The following is a 14073-nucleotide window of genomic DNA, read 5'->3' on the forward strand; positions in this document are numbered from 1 at the left end:
CGTTGTTTATCAGTCACAAGATATTCGCATCTTATGCCGGTCAATACCATTGTGTAGATTCGGAATAGTGCATAAAAAATCAACAACGAGGAGAGAGCCGATGAACCCCCTTTCAGACCACGTCAGCGCCCGGCTGCCACAGCTGCAACAGTGGCGTCGCGACTTCCATCACTATGCCGAATCGGGCTGGCTGGAGTTCCGCACCGCCACCTTCGTCGCTGAAGAGCTGCATAAGCTCGGTTATCAACTGAAGCTGGGCCGTGAGGTCATCGACGCTGACGCGCGGATGGGCTTGCCCGACGAGGCGGTGCTGAAGCAGCAGGAAGCGCGCGCGCTGCAACAGGGCGCGCTGCCGCAGTGGATCAGCCACTTCTCCGGCGGATTCTGCGGCATCGTGGCAACGCTCGAGACCGGCCGTCCAGGCCCGGTGATGGGCTTCCGCGTCGATATGGATGCCCTGGATCTCAACGAGAGTCAGGCTGACGATCATCTGCCGCAACGTGAAGGGTTCGCCTCCTGCAACGCAGGCATGATGCACGCCTGCGGGCATGACGGCCACACCACTATCGGGCTGGGTCTCGCCTCGGTGCTGATGGCGATGAAAGATCAGCTCAGCGGTACGATTAAACTGATCTTCCAGCCCGCCGAAGAGGGTGTGCGCGGCGCAAAAGCGATGGTGGCGGCGGGCGTGGTCGATGACGTTGATCGCTTCACCGCGATTCATATCGGCACCGGCGTGCCGGCAGGCGAAGTAGTGTGCGGCAGCGACAGCTTCCTCGCCACTACCAAGCTGGATGTTCACTTTACCGGCGTCGGTGCCCATGCGGGCGGTCGTCCTGAAGAGGGGCGCAATGCCCTGCTGGCCGCCGCGCAGGCAACGCTGGCGCTGCATGGTTTAACCCAGCACAGCGGCGGCGTGGCACGGGTCAACGTGGGCGTGCTGCAGGCGGGAACCGGCCGCAACGTGGTAGCCGACTGCGCCCTGCTGAAAGTCGAAACCCGTGGCGTGACCAATCAGGTCAACGACGACATCTATCAGCAGGCGCTGCGGGTGATTGCCGGTGCGGCGGCGATGTATGGCGTTGAGCAGCGGGTCTCGCTGATGGGGGCCGCGCGCAGCTGTACCCCGACGCAGCCATGGGTTGATTTCATCCATCAGCAGGCGGACGCGCTCGGTATCTTCAACTCCGTGGTCGATCGTAAAGCGCAGGCGGCGGGTTCAGAAGATGCGACCTACATGATGGAACGGGTAAAGCAGCGCGGCGGTCAGGCCTCTTACGTCATTTTTGGCTGTGAGCTGGCGGCGGGTCACCACAATGCGAAATTCGACTTTGATGAGCGGGTGATGCCGGACGCCATCACGCTGCTGGCGACGCTGGCGCTGAACCAGGCGCAGTATGGGGGCTCACGATGATGGAAGACTTTATTGCCGACTATATCCATCGTCATCAGCTTCGTTTCAGCACGCTCAGCGACGCCATCTGGGACACACCGGAGACCCGCTTTGCCGAAACCCGCTCGTCAGCCCTGCTTTCTGATGCGCTGGCAGAAGAGGGATTCAGAGTGGAACGCGGCGTGGGTGGCATCGATACGGCGTTTATCGCCAGTGCGGGCAGCGGTAAGCCGGTGATTGCCATCCTTGGCGAGTTCGATGCGCTGGCGGGCCTGAGTCAGCAGGCGGGCTGCGCCCGGCCACAACCTCTGGAAGCCAACGGCAACGGACACGGCTGCGGTCACAACCTGCTCGGCACGGCAGGTGTTGCGGCGGCCTGCGCCGTGAAAGCCTGGATGGAACAGCATCACACGGGCGGCACGGTTCGCTTTTACGGCTGCCCTGGCGAAGAAGGCGGTTCGGGCAAGACTTTTATGGTGCGCGAAGGGCTGTTTGACGACGTTGATGCCGCCGTGACCTGGCATCCGGAGGGGTTCAGCGGCATGTTCAATCTGCGCACCCTCGCCAATATTCAGGCGGCGTTCAGCTTCAAAGGGGTTGCGGCGCACGCGGCCAATTCTCCCCATCTGGGCCGAAGCGCCCTGGATGCCGTCACGCTGATGAATACCGGGGCCAACTTTCTGCGCGAGCATATCGTCCAGGAGGCGCGTCTGCACTACGCCATCACCAACAGCGGCGGTGTTTCGCCAAACGTGGTGCAGGCCGATGCGGAGGTGCTCTACCTGATCCGCGCCCCGGAACTGCCACAGGCGCAGGCGATCTATGAACGGGTGATCAATATCGCCAGGGGTGCAGCGCTGATGACCGACACCACGCTGACCGTACGTTTTGACAAAGCCTGCTCGGATTACGTGCCGAATCGCGCGCTGGAAGCGGTCATGGAGCGTTATTTGCATCAGTTTGGTTTGCCCGACTACAGCGACGAAGAACGCGCGTTTGCGGCTGAACTGCGTGCCACGCTCACTGATGACGATCTGCGCAATGCCCGGCTCAATGCCGCCCGAACCGGTGGTGAAGCCGGTCACGCCTGGGCTGAACAACTGGGTGACAAGCTGTTTATGGATGAGGTCGCGCCCTATGCGGTCACACGTGATCTGCTTTATGGCTCCACCGACGTCGGCGATGTCAGCTGGGTGACGCCGACTGCACAGTGTTTTGCGCCCTGCTTTACCTTCGGCACGCCGCTGCACACCTGGCAACTGGTGGCGCAGGGACGCACCAGTATCGGGCATAAGGGGATGTTTCTGGCGGGCAAAGTGATGGCGGCCACAGTGTTAACGCTGTTAACGGATCGGCAGGCGCTGGCTGGCTGCCGGGCCGAGTTTGATCGGGTACGCGCCACGCAGCCCTATCACTGCCCGATCCCGGCGGGGATCACACCAACAAAACTGGCCGAATGAGCCAACGGCCGTGTCTCTGACGCGGACCACTATAAAAAAATATTGCAAACACTTCCCCGATTCAGCGGTGCCGGAACTGAACTCACCGCCTGTCGCACAACGCGACCGGCGTCAGGCCTTGCTACCGCCGATAAAAGGGACACAAGACGAGAACCAATACCATGGAAGCAACATCCGAGAACCGCAGTCCTGGCCGGCTCTTCAGCTGGATCGAGCGCGTGGGAAATAAAGTCCCCAACCCGTTTTTACTGTTTGTCTATCTGATCGTGGTGCTGATGGTGGCGACCGCCATTATCAGCGCGCTGGATCTGGCGGTGAAGAACCCGAGCAACGGCGAAATCGTGCGGGTGAATAACCTGCTGAGCGTCGCAGGCATTCAGTGGATCCTGCCAAATATCATCAAAAACTTCAGCAGCTTTACCCCGCTGGGATCGATTCTGGCGCTGGTGATTGGTGCCGGACTGGCGGAAAAGGTCGGCCTGCTCCAGTCGCTGATGGTGAAGATGGCGTCACGCGTCAGCCGCCGTTATGCCAGCTACATGGTGCTGTTTATCGCCTTTTTCAGCCATATCTCCTCGGATGCCGCGCTGGTAGTGATGCCGCCGCTGGGCGCACTTATCTTTCTGGCGGTGGGCCGTCATCCGGTGGCGGGCCTGCTGGCCGCCATTGCCGGTGTGGCCTCCGGCTTTACCGCCAACCTGCTGATTGTCACCACCGATGTGCTGCTCTCGGGCATCAGCACTGAAGCGGCTAAAGCGGTCAGCGACACGGTGCATGTCAGCGTCATCGATAACTGGTTCTTTATGGCCACGTCGGTGATTGTGCTGACGATTGTGGGCGCGCTGCTGACCGATAAATTTGTCGAGCCGCGACTGCCAAAGTGGCAGGGCAACGGCGAGAAGCTGGCGGCGCTGACGCCGCTTGAAAACCGCGGTCTGCGGGCTGCCGGGATCGCCGCGCTGCTGTTTATCGCCCTGATGGCGCTGCTGGTGGTGCCGGAAAATGCACCGCTGCGCAATCCCGCCACCGGCGCCATTATTCCCTCGCCTTTTATTCAGGGCATTGTGCCGATCATCATTCTGTTCTTCTTTGTGGTGGCGATTGCTTATGGCGTGGTCACCCGACAGATCCGCCGTCCGGATGATATCCCGCAGTTGCTGGTCGATCCGATGAAGGGCATGGCGGGTTTTATCGTGATGGTGTTTCCGCTGTCGCAGTTCGTGGCGTTCTTCAACTGGAGCAACATGGGCAAATTCATGGCGATCGGGCTGACTGATGTGCTGGAGAGCGCAGGCGTCAGCGGCGCGCCCGCTTTTCTCGGCCTGATGTTCCTGTCGGCGTTTCTCTGCATGTTTATCGCCAGCGGTTCAGCCATCTGGTCGATTCTGGCGCCGGTCTTTGTGCCGATGTTTATGCTGCTCGGTTTCCACCCCGCCTTTGCCCAGATGATTTTCCGCATCGCCGACTCCGCCGTGCTGCCGCTGGCACCGATGTCGCCGTTTCTGCCGCTGTTTCTCGCCTTTTTGCAGCGTTACCAGAAAGATGCGCAGCTCGGCACCTATTACGTGCTGATCTTCCCCTATCCGCTGGTGTTCTTTATCAGCTGGATAGCGCTGCTGCTGGTGTGGTATCTGCTGGGTCTGCCGATCGGGCCAGGCGTCTGGCCGAAACTGCCGTAAAGCTGAGTGCCACGGATGGCAAAACCTGCAACGTACGTTGCTAAATAGTCAGCAACGACCCTCTCGGCAACGGCGGATGAATTGACTATTCTGCTATTTCTTCGCTTGCTAACGGTTAACTATTTTAATAAGCCTCCGACCGGCTGCGAGTCGTCTCTACACTGCCTGAGGTTCACGCTGACATGACCACCTCCTCCACCAGCCTGCCACCGATGAACGCTTCATCGGTGGCCCGTAACAGCTTAGCCGCTCGTGTTGATGCGCTGCCCTCCTCCGCCGGATTGTGGCGCTTTATTACGCTGCTGGCGCTGGGCGGCTTTTTTGAGCTTTATGACCTGTTTGAAACCGGCTACATCAGTACCGGCCTGCTGTCGGCGGGCGTATTTCACACGGGTGCGGCAGGCGTGCTGGGCTTCTCCGATCAGGCGGCCTTCGCCTCAGCCACTTTTCTCGGTCTGTTTTTTGGTGCCAGCCTGCTGGCACCCTACGCTGACCGCTTTGGTCGCCGTCTCACCTTTATGTGTGCGCTGCTGTGGTACGGGCTGTTTTCGCTGCTGATGGCGTTCCAGCAGAGCGCGGAGATGATTATTCTGTTCCGCTTTCTGGTAGGGATCGGGCTGGGCGTCGAGCTGGTGACCATCGACACCTATCTGTCGGAATGGGTGCCGACCCATCTGCGCAGCCGCGCCTTTGCCTTCTCCTTTTTCGTGCAGTTTTTATCAGTGCCGGCCGTGGCGCTGATGTCGTGGTGGCTGATTCCGCAAACGCTGTTCAGCCTTGAAGGCTGGCGCTGGGTGGTCATTGCGGGCGCGGTCTGTTCGCTGGTGATCTGGCTGGTGCGCAGGAACCTGCCGGAGTCGGCGCGCTGGCTGGCGCAGCAGGGTCGTCATCACGAGGCGCATCAGGTGCTGTCCACGATGGAGCAACGCTGCGGCATCCCGGCAGGACCCGCTTTTTCAGCCGACGACGCCGCGGCGCAGCTGCCAAAACGGGGGCGCTTCAGCGAGATCTGGTCACCCGCTTACCGCAAGCGCACCCTGATGCTGGTGGTGATGAATTTTTTCCAGGCGATCGGCTTTTTCGGCTTTGGTAACTGGCTGCCTGCGCTGCTGTCAGGCCGCGGTGCCACGGTGACGCACAGTTTGCTTTATGCCTTCTTCATCACGCTGGCCTATCCGCTGGGATCGCTGATCTGTAGCCGCTACGCCGATAAGCTGGAAAATAAGTGGCAGATTGTCCTGTCGTCGCTGATGACGGTGGTGTTCGGCACGTTGTTCGCCTTCCAGACGCAGCCGGTATTGCTGATTCTCTGCGGCTTCCTGATCACCTGGTCCAACGCCTGGCTGACCTTCAGCTTCCACGCCTATCAGACCGAGATTTTCCCGACCCATATTCGGGCGCGGGCGGTTGGCTTCTGCTACTCCTTCAGCCGTCTCTCTACGGTATTCAGCAGTATTTTGATTGGGGTGATCCTGCAGTATGCCGGTACGCCAGGTGTGATTACCTTTATCGTGCTGAGCATGGTGATGGTAATGCTGTCGGTAGGGATTTATGGGCCGAAAACGCGCGGTATCGATCTGGAGAATATCTAAAAGAAAAGGCCGTCATCCTGATGATGACGGCCTTTTTTACTGCCGATTATTTGCCTTCCAGTACCCGGATATCTGCACTGCCCAGCCGATCTTTCTCATCTTTACGCAGCTCAGCGACCTGTTTCGCGCTGACCGGCTCCGACGCCTTGTTGCCCCAGCTGTTACGCACGAAGTTGACCACGTCCGCCACCTGCTGATCGTCAAGACGCCAGCCAAATGCTGGCATGGTAATGGTCGACGGCGCGCCATTAACGCCAGGCAACTGTCCGCCCACCAGCACGATATGAATCAGTGAGGTCGGATCGTCCGCCAGTACTACCGGATTACCGCGCAGCGCCGGATAGAAACGTTTATAGCCGCTGCCATCGGTTTTATGGCACGCCGCACAGCTGTCGACGTAGGTGGCTGCCCCCGTCGCACTGTCGTCACCTTTCCACAATGCTTTGGCGGTGGCGTCATCGACGCTGAAGGCTGCCTGATGCGGATCTTTCGCGCCCAGCGACTTCAGATAGCGCGCAATCGCCGTGATATCGGACTCGCTCAGGTGCTGCAGGCTGTGTTCCACCACGTCGGTCATGCCACCAAAAGCTGCGGTCTGATCGTTGCGGCCATAACGCAGGAACTGACGCAGGTCCTCTTCGCTCCAGCGACCCAGTCCATCACGGTTGTCGCCACGCAGATTGCTGGCGGTCCAGCCATCAATCGGTGCGCTGCTGCCCGCCAGATAGTCGCTGCCCTCATTGTTGGTCAGCGCCTTCTCCTGCATCGTGATGCTGCGCGGCGTGTGACAGGCCCCGCAGTGACCCAGTCCTTCTACCAGATAGCGACCACGTGCCAGCACCGGATCTTCCTGGGCTGCAGGCTGGAACGCTTTCACGTCGGGCGCAAAAATTCCGCGCCAGATCGCCAGCGGCCAGCGCATCGACAGCGGCCAGGGAATGTCGCTCTCCCGGTTTGGCTGCCCGACCGGCGCGACGCCATGCATGAAGTAGGCGTAAAGCGCCTTCATGTCTTCATCGCTGACCACGGCATAAGAGGGATATGGCATCGCCGGATAGAGCGTATCGCCATTTTTCGCCACGCCCTGACGCACCGCTTTCTGGAAGTCGTCGTAGCTGTATTCGCCAATGCCAGTAGCGGGATCGGGCGTAATGTTGGTGGAGTAGATGGTGCCAATCGGTGTTGCCATCGGCAGCCCACCGGCAAAGGCCGCGCCGCCTTTGCTGGTGTGGCAGGCCACACAGTCACCGGCTCGCGCCAGATACTCACCCCGTTTAACCAGATCGTCCTGGCTGCTCTCCGCCAGGGCGGCGAACGTCAGGGAGCCAAGAATCAGAGCCAGAATGCCATTTTTCATCGCCATGTCCTTATGCCTGCACCAGTGGGCCTGGGTTTTTCAGGTAGTGTTCGCGAATCGCTTTAGCTGACCAGTAGGTCAGCGCCGCCACCATGCCGGTCGGGTTGTAGCCCAGTCCCTGCGGGAAAGCTGATGCGCCCGGTACAAACACATTCGGTACGTCCCAGCTTTGCAGATAACGGTTAACCGCACTGGTTTTTGGATCGTCGCCCATGATCGCCCCGCCACTGATGTGGGTAGTCTGATAAACCGTGGAGTCGAAATGGGTGCCCGGCTTTTTCGCGCCGCCGATGATCATCTTCGGATTCATCGCTTCCGCGATATTGCGCATCTTGCCGACCATGAACTGCGCCATTTTGATGTCGTTATCCTGCCAGTCAAAGGTCATGCGCAGCAGCGGCTGTCCATAGGCATCTTTGTAGTTGGGATCGAGATCAAGGTAGTTGGCGCGATAAGACTGGTGGGCGCCGTGCGCATCCATCGACAGATGATGGGTGTAGGTATCCGCCACCGCCGCTTTCCATTTGCTGCCCCAGTTGGGCGTACCCGCCGGCACCGGCAGGCCGGAGATCGGTTTGGTGCCCGCCTGGTTAACCCAGAATGGTGAACCACCAACAAAGCCCAGCGGCCCGTGGTCGAAGTTATCCGCGTTGAAATCATCAACCGCAACGCCTGCGCCACCCGCACCGATAAACGGATTAGTGGTGGTGTTCTTATCAAACAGCGCCTTCAGCGTAGAGAGGTTCTGATAGGCGAAGTTGCGACCTACGGTCCCTTCGTTGGTAATCGGGTTGTAGGGTTTGCCGATGCCCGACAGCAGCATCAGGTGAACATTGTGGAACTGGAAGGCGGAGAGGATCACCAGGTCAGCGGGCTGAATCTGCTCGCGGCCCTGCCCATCCACATAGGTCACGCCGGTCGCACGCGTTTTGTCATCGCTGAGATTGACCCGCAGCACATAAGAGTTATTGCGCAGCTCAAACTTCGGCTCCTGACGCAGCGCAGGCAGGATATTGACGTTAGGCGACGCCTTGGAATACATGTAGCAGGCGTAGCCGCTGCAGTAACCGCAGAAGTTGCACGGCCCCATCTGTGCGCCGTAGGTGTTGGTATACGGACCCGAGGTATTGGCGGACGGCAGATCGTAAGGGTGATAGCCGACCGACTCTGCCGCCTGAGCAAACAGCTGCGCCGAGTAAGTGCGCTTCTGCGCGGGCAGCGGAAAGTTATCTGAGCGATCGGGTGCAAAAGGGTTGCCGCCTGTATCTTTGCCGACCACTTTGCCTTTGATACTCCAGGCGCTGCCTGAGGTGCCAAAAACTTTTTCCGCTTTGTCGAAGAACGGCTCCAGCTCATCGTAGCTGACGCCAAAATCCTGAATCGTCATGCCTTCCGGAATGAAGTTCTTGCCGTAGCGCTCTTCGTAATGGCTGCGCATCCGCAACTCAACCGGATCGACACGGAAATGGACGCCGGACCAGTGAAGACCCGCGCCACCGGTACCGGTGCCGGGCAGAAATGCCGCCAGCTGACGATAGGGCACTGCGGTCTGCGACGCATCATGACGAATGGTCACGGTGCTTTTGGAGAGATCCTGGAAAAGCTTTTTGCGGACGTTATAGGTCAGCTCATCAATGGACTGCGGATAGGAGCCATCAGGATAGGTATCACGATGCGGTCCGCGCTCCAGCGCCAGCACGTTCAGGCCCGCTTCGGTCAGCTCTTTCGCCATAATGGCACCCGCCCAGCCGAAGCCGACAATCACCGCATCCACTTTTTTCATTTCGTTTGCCATGCTTAGCTTCTCTCCCCGCGAATCGACACTGACGGGAACGGATAACGTTCGCCGCGCTCTACCCAGTCCATAAAGTCGGCGCGTGCGCCAGGGAAGTTAATCAGCTTCCAGCCGACCATGCCCTGATTCCCGCCGTATATAGGATCGCTGAAGAAGCCTTCACGGGTATTCTGCAACAGGAAGCTAAAGAAGACTTTTGCCGGCAGCTGGCTGAATTCAGCACTGCCACTTTCCATCGCCTGCAGTAAGGCATCCTGCTGCTCGCCACTGAGCTGGGCGAACACCTTGCCGTGCTGCTTTTTGCTGTAATTATCGGCATCGGCCAGACCGAGGCGGTAGATCTGCTGTGGCACCAGCGGCAGCTGATAGCCCAGCTCTTTCGGCAGGTCGGGGTTAAACGGCCCCTGCATATACCAGTTCGACCCCGTGGCATACGGCGTATTCATCTGACGATCGATAAACTCAGGCACGCCCGCTTCCAGCGCACCAGGCCCGCGTTCATCGCTGGGGATAAGCCGTGCCACGGCGGCGGTAATAAAAGCAAACTCTTCGGCGGTGAACCAGTTCGGCTGGTAGTCGCGCGCCTGCTGTGGCGTGGCCGGGGTTTCAGCCGCCTGTGTGGCCAGCGGCAGGGAGAGTGCACCCATCGCTGTGGAACCTACCGCCATTGCAGGCGCCAGGGTGATTGTCTTCAGCAAAAAATCCCTGCGTGAATGACCCTTTTTTTGTTCTGACATGACATTGCCTCATTCCCGCGCTGACCGGCGGTATGAAAAAATAGGTGGTTGCGTTGTAATGGTTTTTATCAGCAGATACAGGCCAGGAGCCTGTTTGTTACCGGTAACAAACAACCTATTGTAACACTGCCATTCACAAAGATTTAGTTCCAGGAAACAAAACCGCACAATTTCATTAACATCTATCCCCCTCCTGTCATTAGCAGAAACAACAGACTACAGACAGCGACCCGTCAAAAACGTTATAACAGGCAACACACAACAGCGGAGTGCCTATGTTTAAGTCTTTTTTTCCGCGGCCAGCGCTGTTTTTCAGCTCTGCGGCTGTCTGGAGCTTAGTAGCGATTTTTGCCTGGTTCGGTTTTGCCAGCGATTTACCTGCTCATTTTTGGCCTGCTTTTCAGGCTGCGATAAAGCAGCCTTTGCCCACGACAGTGATGCGCTTCATTGCACCAGGTGAGTTATGGTTTTATGCCTATTACTGGATAATGGTTGCCCTGTTCGCACTTGCCTGGCGAGTGATTGATAACCACCCCTGGCAGCGTTGGTCAGTGTGGGGCTCTGCGCTAATTATTTTTGTTACCTGGTTTGGGGTTCAGGTCGGCGTAGCAATTAACGCCTGGTATCAACCCTTTTACGACTTGATACAAAAGGCAATAACAAAAGCCGGTTCTGTATCAATTAGCCAGCTCTATTCTGAAATTGTGGGCGTAGCAGGCATTGTTATGGTTGCTGTGACTATTGGCGTAATAAATGCCTTTTTTATTAGCCACTGGGTATTCCGCTGGCGTACCGCGATGAATAATTATTATATGCACCACTGGCAGCGATTACGTCATATTGAAGGCGCAGCGCAGCGTGTGCAGGAAGATACGATGCGCTTTGCTCTCACACTGGAGGGATGGGGAGTCAGTTTCATACAGGCTATCATGACGCTCATCGCTTTTTTGCCAGTACTGGTTCAGCTGTCACACCATGTAAAAAGCGTACCGATTCTTGGCGCCATACCTTATGCATTGGTCATTGCCGCCGTTGTCTGGTCTGTACTGGGAACAGGACTGTTAGCAGTAGTCGGATTAAAATTACCAGGCCTGGAGTTTCGTAACCAGCGAGTAGAAGCAGCTTATCGTAAAGAACTGGTTTACGGCGAAGACAATGCTGACCGCGCTACACCGCCGACGGTAAGAGTGCTTTTTGACAACGTCAGACTGAATTACTTTCGTCTCTATTTTCATTATCTGTACTTCAATATCGCCAGAATGTTCTATTTACAGATAGATAATCTCTTTGGCCTGGTCATGTTGTTCCCATCAATCGCCGCAGGAACGATAACACTGGGTCTGCTCAATCAAATTAGCAACGTGTTCGATCAGGTTCGCGGTTCTTTCCAGTATCTGATCACCTCGTGGTCAACGCTGGTTGAACTGATGTCGATTTACAAGCGTCTGCGCAGCTTTGAGCAGATTCTGGATGATGTTCCGCACGATGAGATGATGCGCGAAGCGTCGGAAGAGGTGTAACGGGTTGGAAAGAGAGAAGCCACGATAATGTGGCTTCTCTCTTCTAATCACAAATCAAAAGCTATTCTTTTGCCTGTCGGCAATTTGACATCGATACTTATCTCGCCTCCCAGAGCCGTAACGTAACGCTTCAGCGTAGAAAGGCGAGGATCATTATCAGCCTGTTCCATTCTGGCGATAGTTGGCTGTTTCACACCCATTGCATGCGCCATCTCTGTCTGTGACAGGTTAAGTTCTTCGCGCAACATGTGTAGTGCGATAACCTGCCGCATTGCATCGACTTTTTTGGCAATGCGTTCGCGACTCTCCGGACTTTGATTTGCCATCAGCTCTTTTAAATTAGCCATTATCCCCTCCATTCAAATATTTGCGGAATTCAGCATCTGCCAATTTGATCATGTCTTTATAGAATTTCTTTTCCTTAACCCCGGTTTTATCGCCTGCACACAACACAATGCCGCGGCGAGAAGGATCAAAAGCAAAGAAGGCCCGTATCGGTTTGCCTTGATGCTGCACTCTTAATTCTTTCATATTCGGAAAATCAGAGCCGTCTACGGTATCAGCAAACGGCCTCGCTAAATGCGGCCCATACTCAGACAGGATAACTATCGCAGCGAGCATATCCTCCTTCAGTTCCTCACTCTGAGCCTTAAACCACTCATCAAATCTTTTGGTTGTATCCACATCCCACATCGCAACATCCTTATAGCGAATAAGCTATAAATAATGCTATAGCCTGTTCGCTATAAAGGCAAGTGTCTCGCGGGCCGCCAGGGCAAAAGGATATCCCAGACCTCAAACCGGCTTTGAAAATAAAAAAAGCCACTCGTCAGAGTGGCTTTCTCGTTTACAAAGACCGGATGTAAAACAGCTTCAACACAGCAGTGTCAGGGACGTCACGCCTTACAGTGCAATACGCATCACGCTGTCAGGATTTTTTGGCGGCGCCTTACGCGAGCCAGGCTGCTTCACGCTGACATAAAGCACCTTGCCGTCTGCCGAGAGTGCCAGACTGTTAGGCAACGCCGGGGTTTTTACCGTGCGCTTCACCTTATAGCTGCTGGCGTCGATGATGCTGACTTCCCCCGCTTTGCGATGAGTAACATAAAGCTCATTGCGATCACCATTAAACAGCACCGCCAGCGATTCCGGCACATCAATCCGCTGAATCACCTGCTGATTACGCAGATCAATCACCAGCACCTGCGCCTGCTTTGAATCCGTCAGGAAGGCGCGCTGACCGCGCGTATCCAGCGCGATGTTCAGGAAGAAGTGCTCTTTATCTCCGTCAATCTTCTGCTTTTTCTCAATGGCATTGGTGCGCGCATTGATCGTCACCAGTTCACCATCACCGTTGGTGACGTAGACCTTTTGCGCGTCTGAATCTACCGCCAGGCCGGTGCCCATTTTACCGGTATTCGGGATGGTACTGACAAGCTTCAGCGTGCTGCCATCCACCACCCAGACCACGCTTTGCGGTCCCAGGCCGGTGATATAAACCCGGTTAGTTTTAGCATCAACCGCCACCTGACGCGGCTGCAATGGGCGCACTGTCTCACTGCGCTTACGGCTATCCAGCACCAGCGTGTTGAGCACTTTGCCGCTGCTGGCGTCAATGGCCGTAACCGAGCCGTTTACGGTGTTGCCGATGTAGAGCACGTTGGTTTGCGGGTTGATCGCCGCGCCGAACGATTTCAGCTCCGTGTTGATCGACTGCTGTACCGCCAGCGTAGCCGGGTCGAGACGGAAAACTGTGCCGCCGTCACCGCTGCTGTTCTGCGCTGTCGCCACGAACAGCGCGTTATCTTTCGGGCTGACTGCCAGTTCATAGACGCCTTTACCCACGGCCTGATTGAGATCTTCAGCCTGCACCGCCAGCCATCCTGAGGCAGAGAACAGGGCCGTAGCCAGTAACAGCGGACGCAGGGTCCGGCACGTATTGGTAATCGCTTTCATAACTTCTCCATAGTTAATCCACTGCAGACGCAGTGAAAAGAAAGCCCGACATTGCAACCAGAAACAGCTGACCAGCAGTCAGATGCAGAATTGTTTTTGAGAATAATAATTATTTCGGGGGGAAAGGGACAGGATTATTAGCGGATAAACGCCGCCAGGACGCCCAAAGGCGTCCTGTCAGCACAAGAGGGTAAAACTTAACTTATTTCAGCAGCTCAGCGGTCATGTGAACGCCGTTGTTAGTGTAAGCTTCAGTGATTTTATATGAAGCACCAGCTTCCTGAGCCTGCGCAGCGATTTTCGCTTCAGCACCATCCAGCGTAGAGTCGATGGCGGTCACAGATTGTGCGAAGCTGGCAAATGGCAGAACAGAAAGCGCGATAACAGCTGCAAAAGTTTTGATAGATTTCATGGTCAATTCCTCGGTTAATTTTTATCAGGTAAGACGTGCTGCCTTGTTGATAGATATATTAGTCCGGAAGTTGATCAGTAAAAAGCGGAGGGTTTTGCTTAACTCGTTCAGTAAAATTGATGATAAAAAGCACATTTCGCACAGTTATCGCTCAAAAGGTTAATAATCTACC

General features: G+C 56.4%; 12 protein-coding genes. 5 read left to right on the top strand and 7 right to left on the bottom strand.

Going from position 1 to position 14073, the window contains the following annotated elements; all coding sequences use genetic code 11:
- Window positions 1–100 precede the first annotated feature (100 nt).
- From LC417_RS10715 to LC417_RS10730, 4 genes are all read left to right on the top strand, one after another.
- A complete protein-coding gene (locus LC417_RS10715) occupies window positions 101–1414 on the top strand; it encodes a M20 family metallo-hydrolase (RefSeq protein WP_111534496.1) in 1314 nt (437 codons plus the stop codon).
- A complete protein-coding gene (locus LC417_RS10720; protein WP_223565820.1) occupies window positions 1411–2853 on the top strand; it encodes a M20 family metallopeptidase in 1443 nt (480 codons plus the stop codon). The genes LC417_RS10715 and LC417_RS10720 overlap by 4 nt, the downstream gene beginning before the upstream one ends.
- Window positions 2854–3014: 161 nt before the next feature.
- Entirely contained in the window at window positions 3015–4532 is a 1518-nt protein-coding gene (gene abgT, locus LC417_RS10725; protein ID WP_010252101.1) for a p-aminobenzoyl-glutamate transporter, read from the top strand.
- 182 nt (window positions 4533–4714) lie between these two features.
- Window positions 4715–6124 (top strand): MFS transporter, encoded by a 1410-nt coding sequence (locus tag LC417_RS10730; RefSeq protein ID WP_223565821.1) that lies wholly within the window; start codon window positions 4715–4717, stop codon window positions 6122–6124.
- Between the two features lie 46 nt (window positions 6125–6170).
- On the opposite strand, the gene LC417_RS10735 is transcribed toward LC417_RS10730, so the two are convergent.
- The 3 genes from LC417_RS10735 to LC417_RS10745 are packed head-to-tail and all read right to left on the bottom strand — an operon-like array spanning window position 6171 to window position 10013.
- Entirely contained in the window at window positions 6171–7481 is a 1311-nt protein-coding gene (locus LC417_RS10735; RefSeq protein WP_033780611.1) for a cytochrome c, read from the bottom strand.
- 10 nt (window positions 7482–7491) lie between these two features.
- Window positions 7492–9276 carry a GMC family oxidoreductase gene (locus tag LC417_RS10740; RefSeq protein WP_010672042.1) on the bottom strand — a complete coding sequence of 595 codons (1785 nt, stop codon included), beginning with the start codon at window positions 9274–9276 and terminating at the stop codon, window positions 7492–7494.
- 2 nt (window positions 9277–9278) lie between these two features.
- Window positions 9279–10013, bottom strand: a complete 735-nt coding sequence (locus tag LC417_RS10745) for a gluconate 2-dehydrogenase subunit 3 family protein (RefSeq protein WP_223565822.1) — start codon at window positions 10011–10013, stop codon at window positions 9279–9281.
- A 275-nt stretch (window positions 10014–10288) separates the two neighbouring features.
- Here LC417_RS10745 and sbmA point away from each other — a divergent pair, with 275 nt between their 5' ends.
- A complete protein-coding gene (gene sbmA, locus LC417_RS10750; protein WP_010252115.1) occupies window positions 10289–11533 on the top strand; it encodes a peptide antibiotic transporter SbmA in 1245 nt (414 codons plus the stop codon).
- Window positions 11534–11580: 47 nt separating this feature from the next.
- Here the strand turns inward: sbmA and LC417_RS10755 are convergent, their stop codons facing one another.
- The 4 genes from LC417_RS10755 to LC417_RS10770 all read right to left on the bottom strand — a co-directional run bounded on the left by LC417_RS10755 (window position 11581) and on the right by LC417_RS10770 (window position 13901).
- Entirely contained in the window at window positions 11581–11880 is a 300-nt protein-coding gene (locus LC417_RS10755; protein WP_022625233.1) for a helix-turn-helix domain-containing protein, read from the bottom strand.
- Entirely contained in the window at window positions 11873–12226 is a 354-nt protein-coding gene (locus LC417_RS10760) for a type II toxin-antitoxin system RelE/ParE family toxin (RefSeq protein WP_022625232.1), read from the bottom strand. The genes LC417_RS10755 and LC417_RS10760 overlap by 8 nt, the downstream gene beginning before the upstream one ends.
- Window positions 12227–12436: 210 nt before the next feature.
- On the bottom strand, window positions 12437–13489 hold the full coding sequence (locus LC417_RS10765) for a YncE family protein (protein WP_223565823.1): 1053 nt from the start codon (window positions 13487–13489) through the stop codon (window positions 12437–12439).
- 202 nt (window positions 13490–13691) lie between these two features.
- Window positions 13692–13901: a DUF1471 domain-containing protein gene (locus tag LC417_RS10770; RefSeq protein WP_009092571.1), complete on the bottom strand. Its 210-nt coding sequence runs from the start codon at window positions 13899–13901 to the stop codon at window positions 13692–13694.
- Window positions 13902–14073: the final 172 nt, after the last annotated feature.

Origin of the sequence: Pantoea sp. OVA07A, from assembly GCF_019969975.1 — a bacterium.
Classification (GTDB): Bacteria; Pseudomonadota; Gammaproteobacteria; order Enterobacterales; family Enterobacteriaceae; genus Pantoea; species Pantoea agglomerans.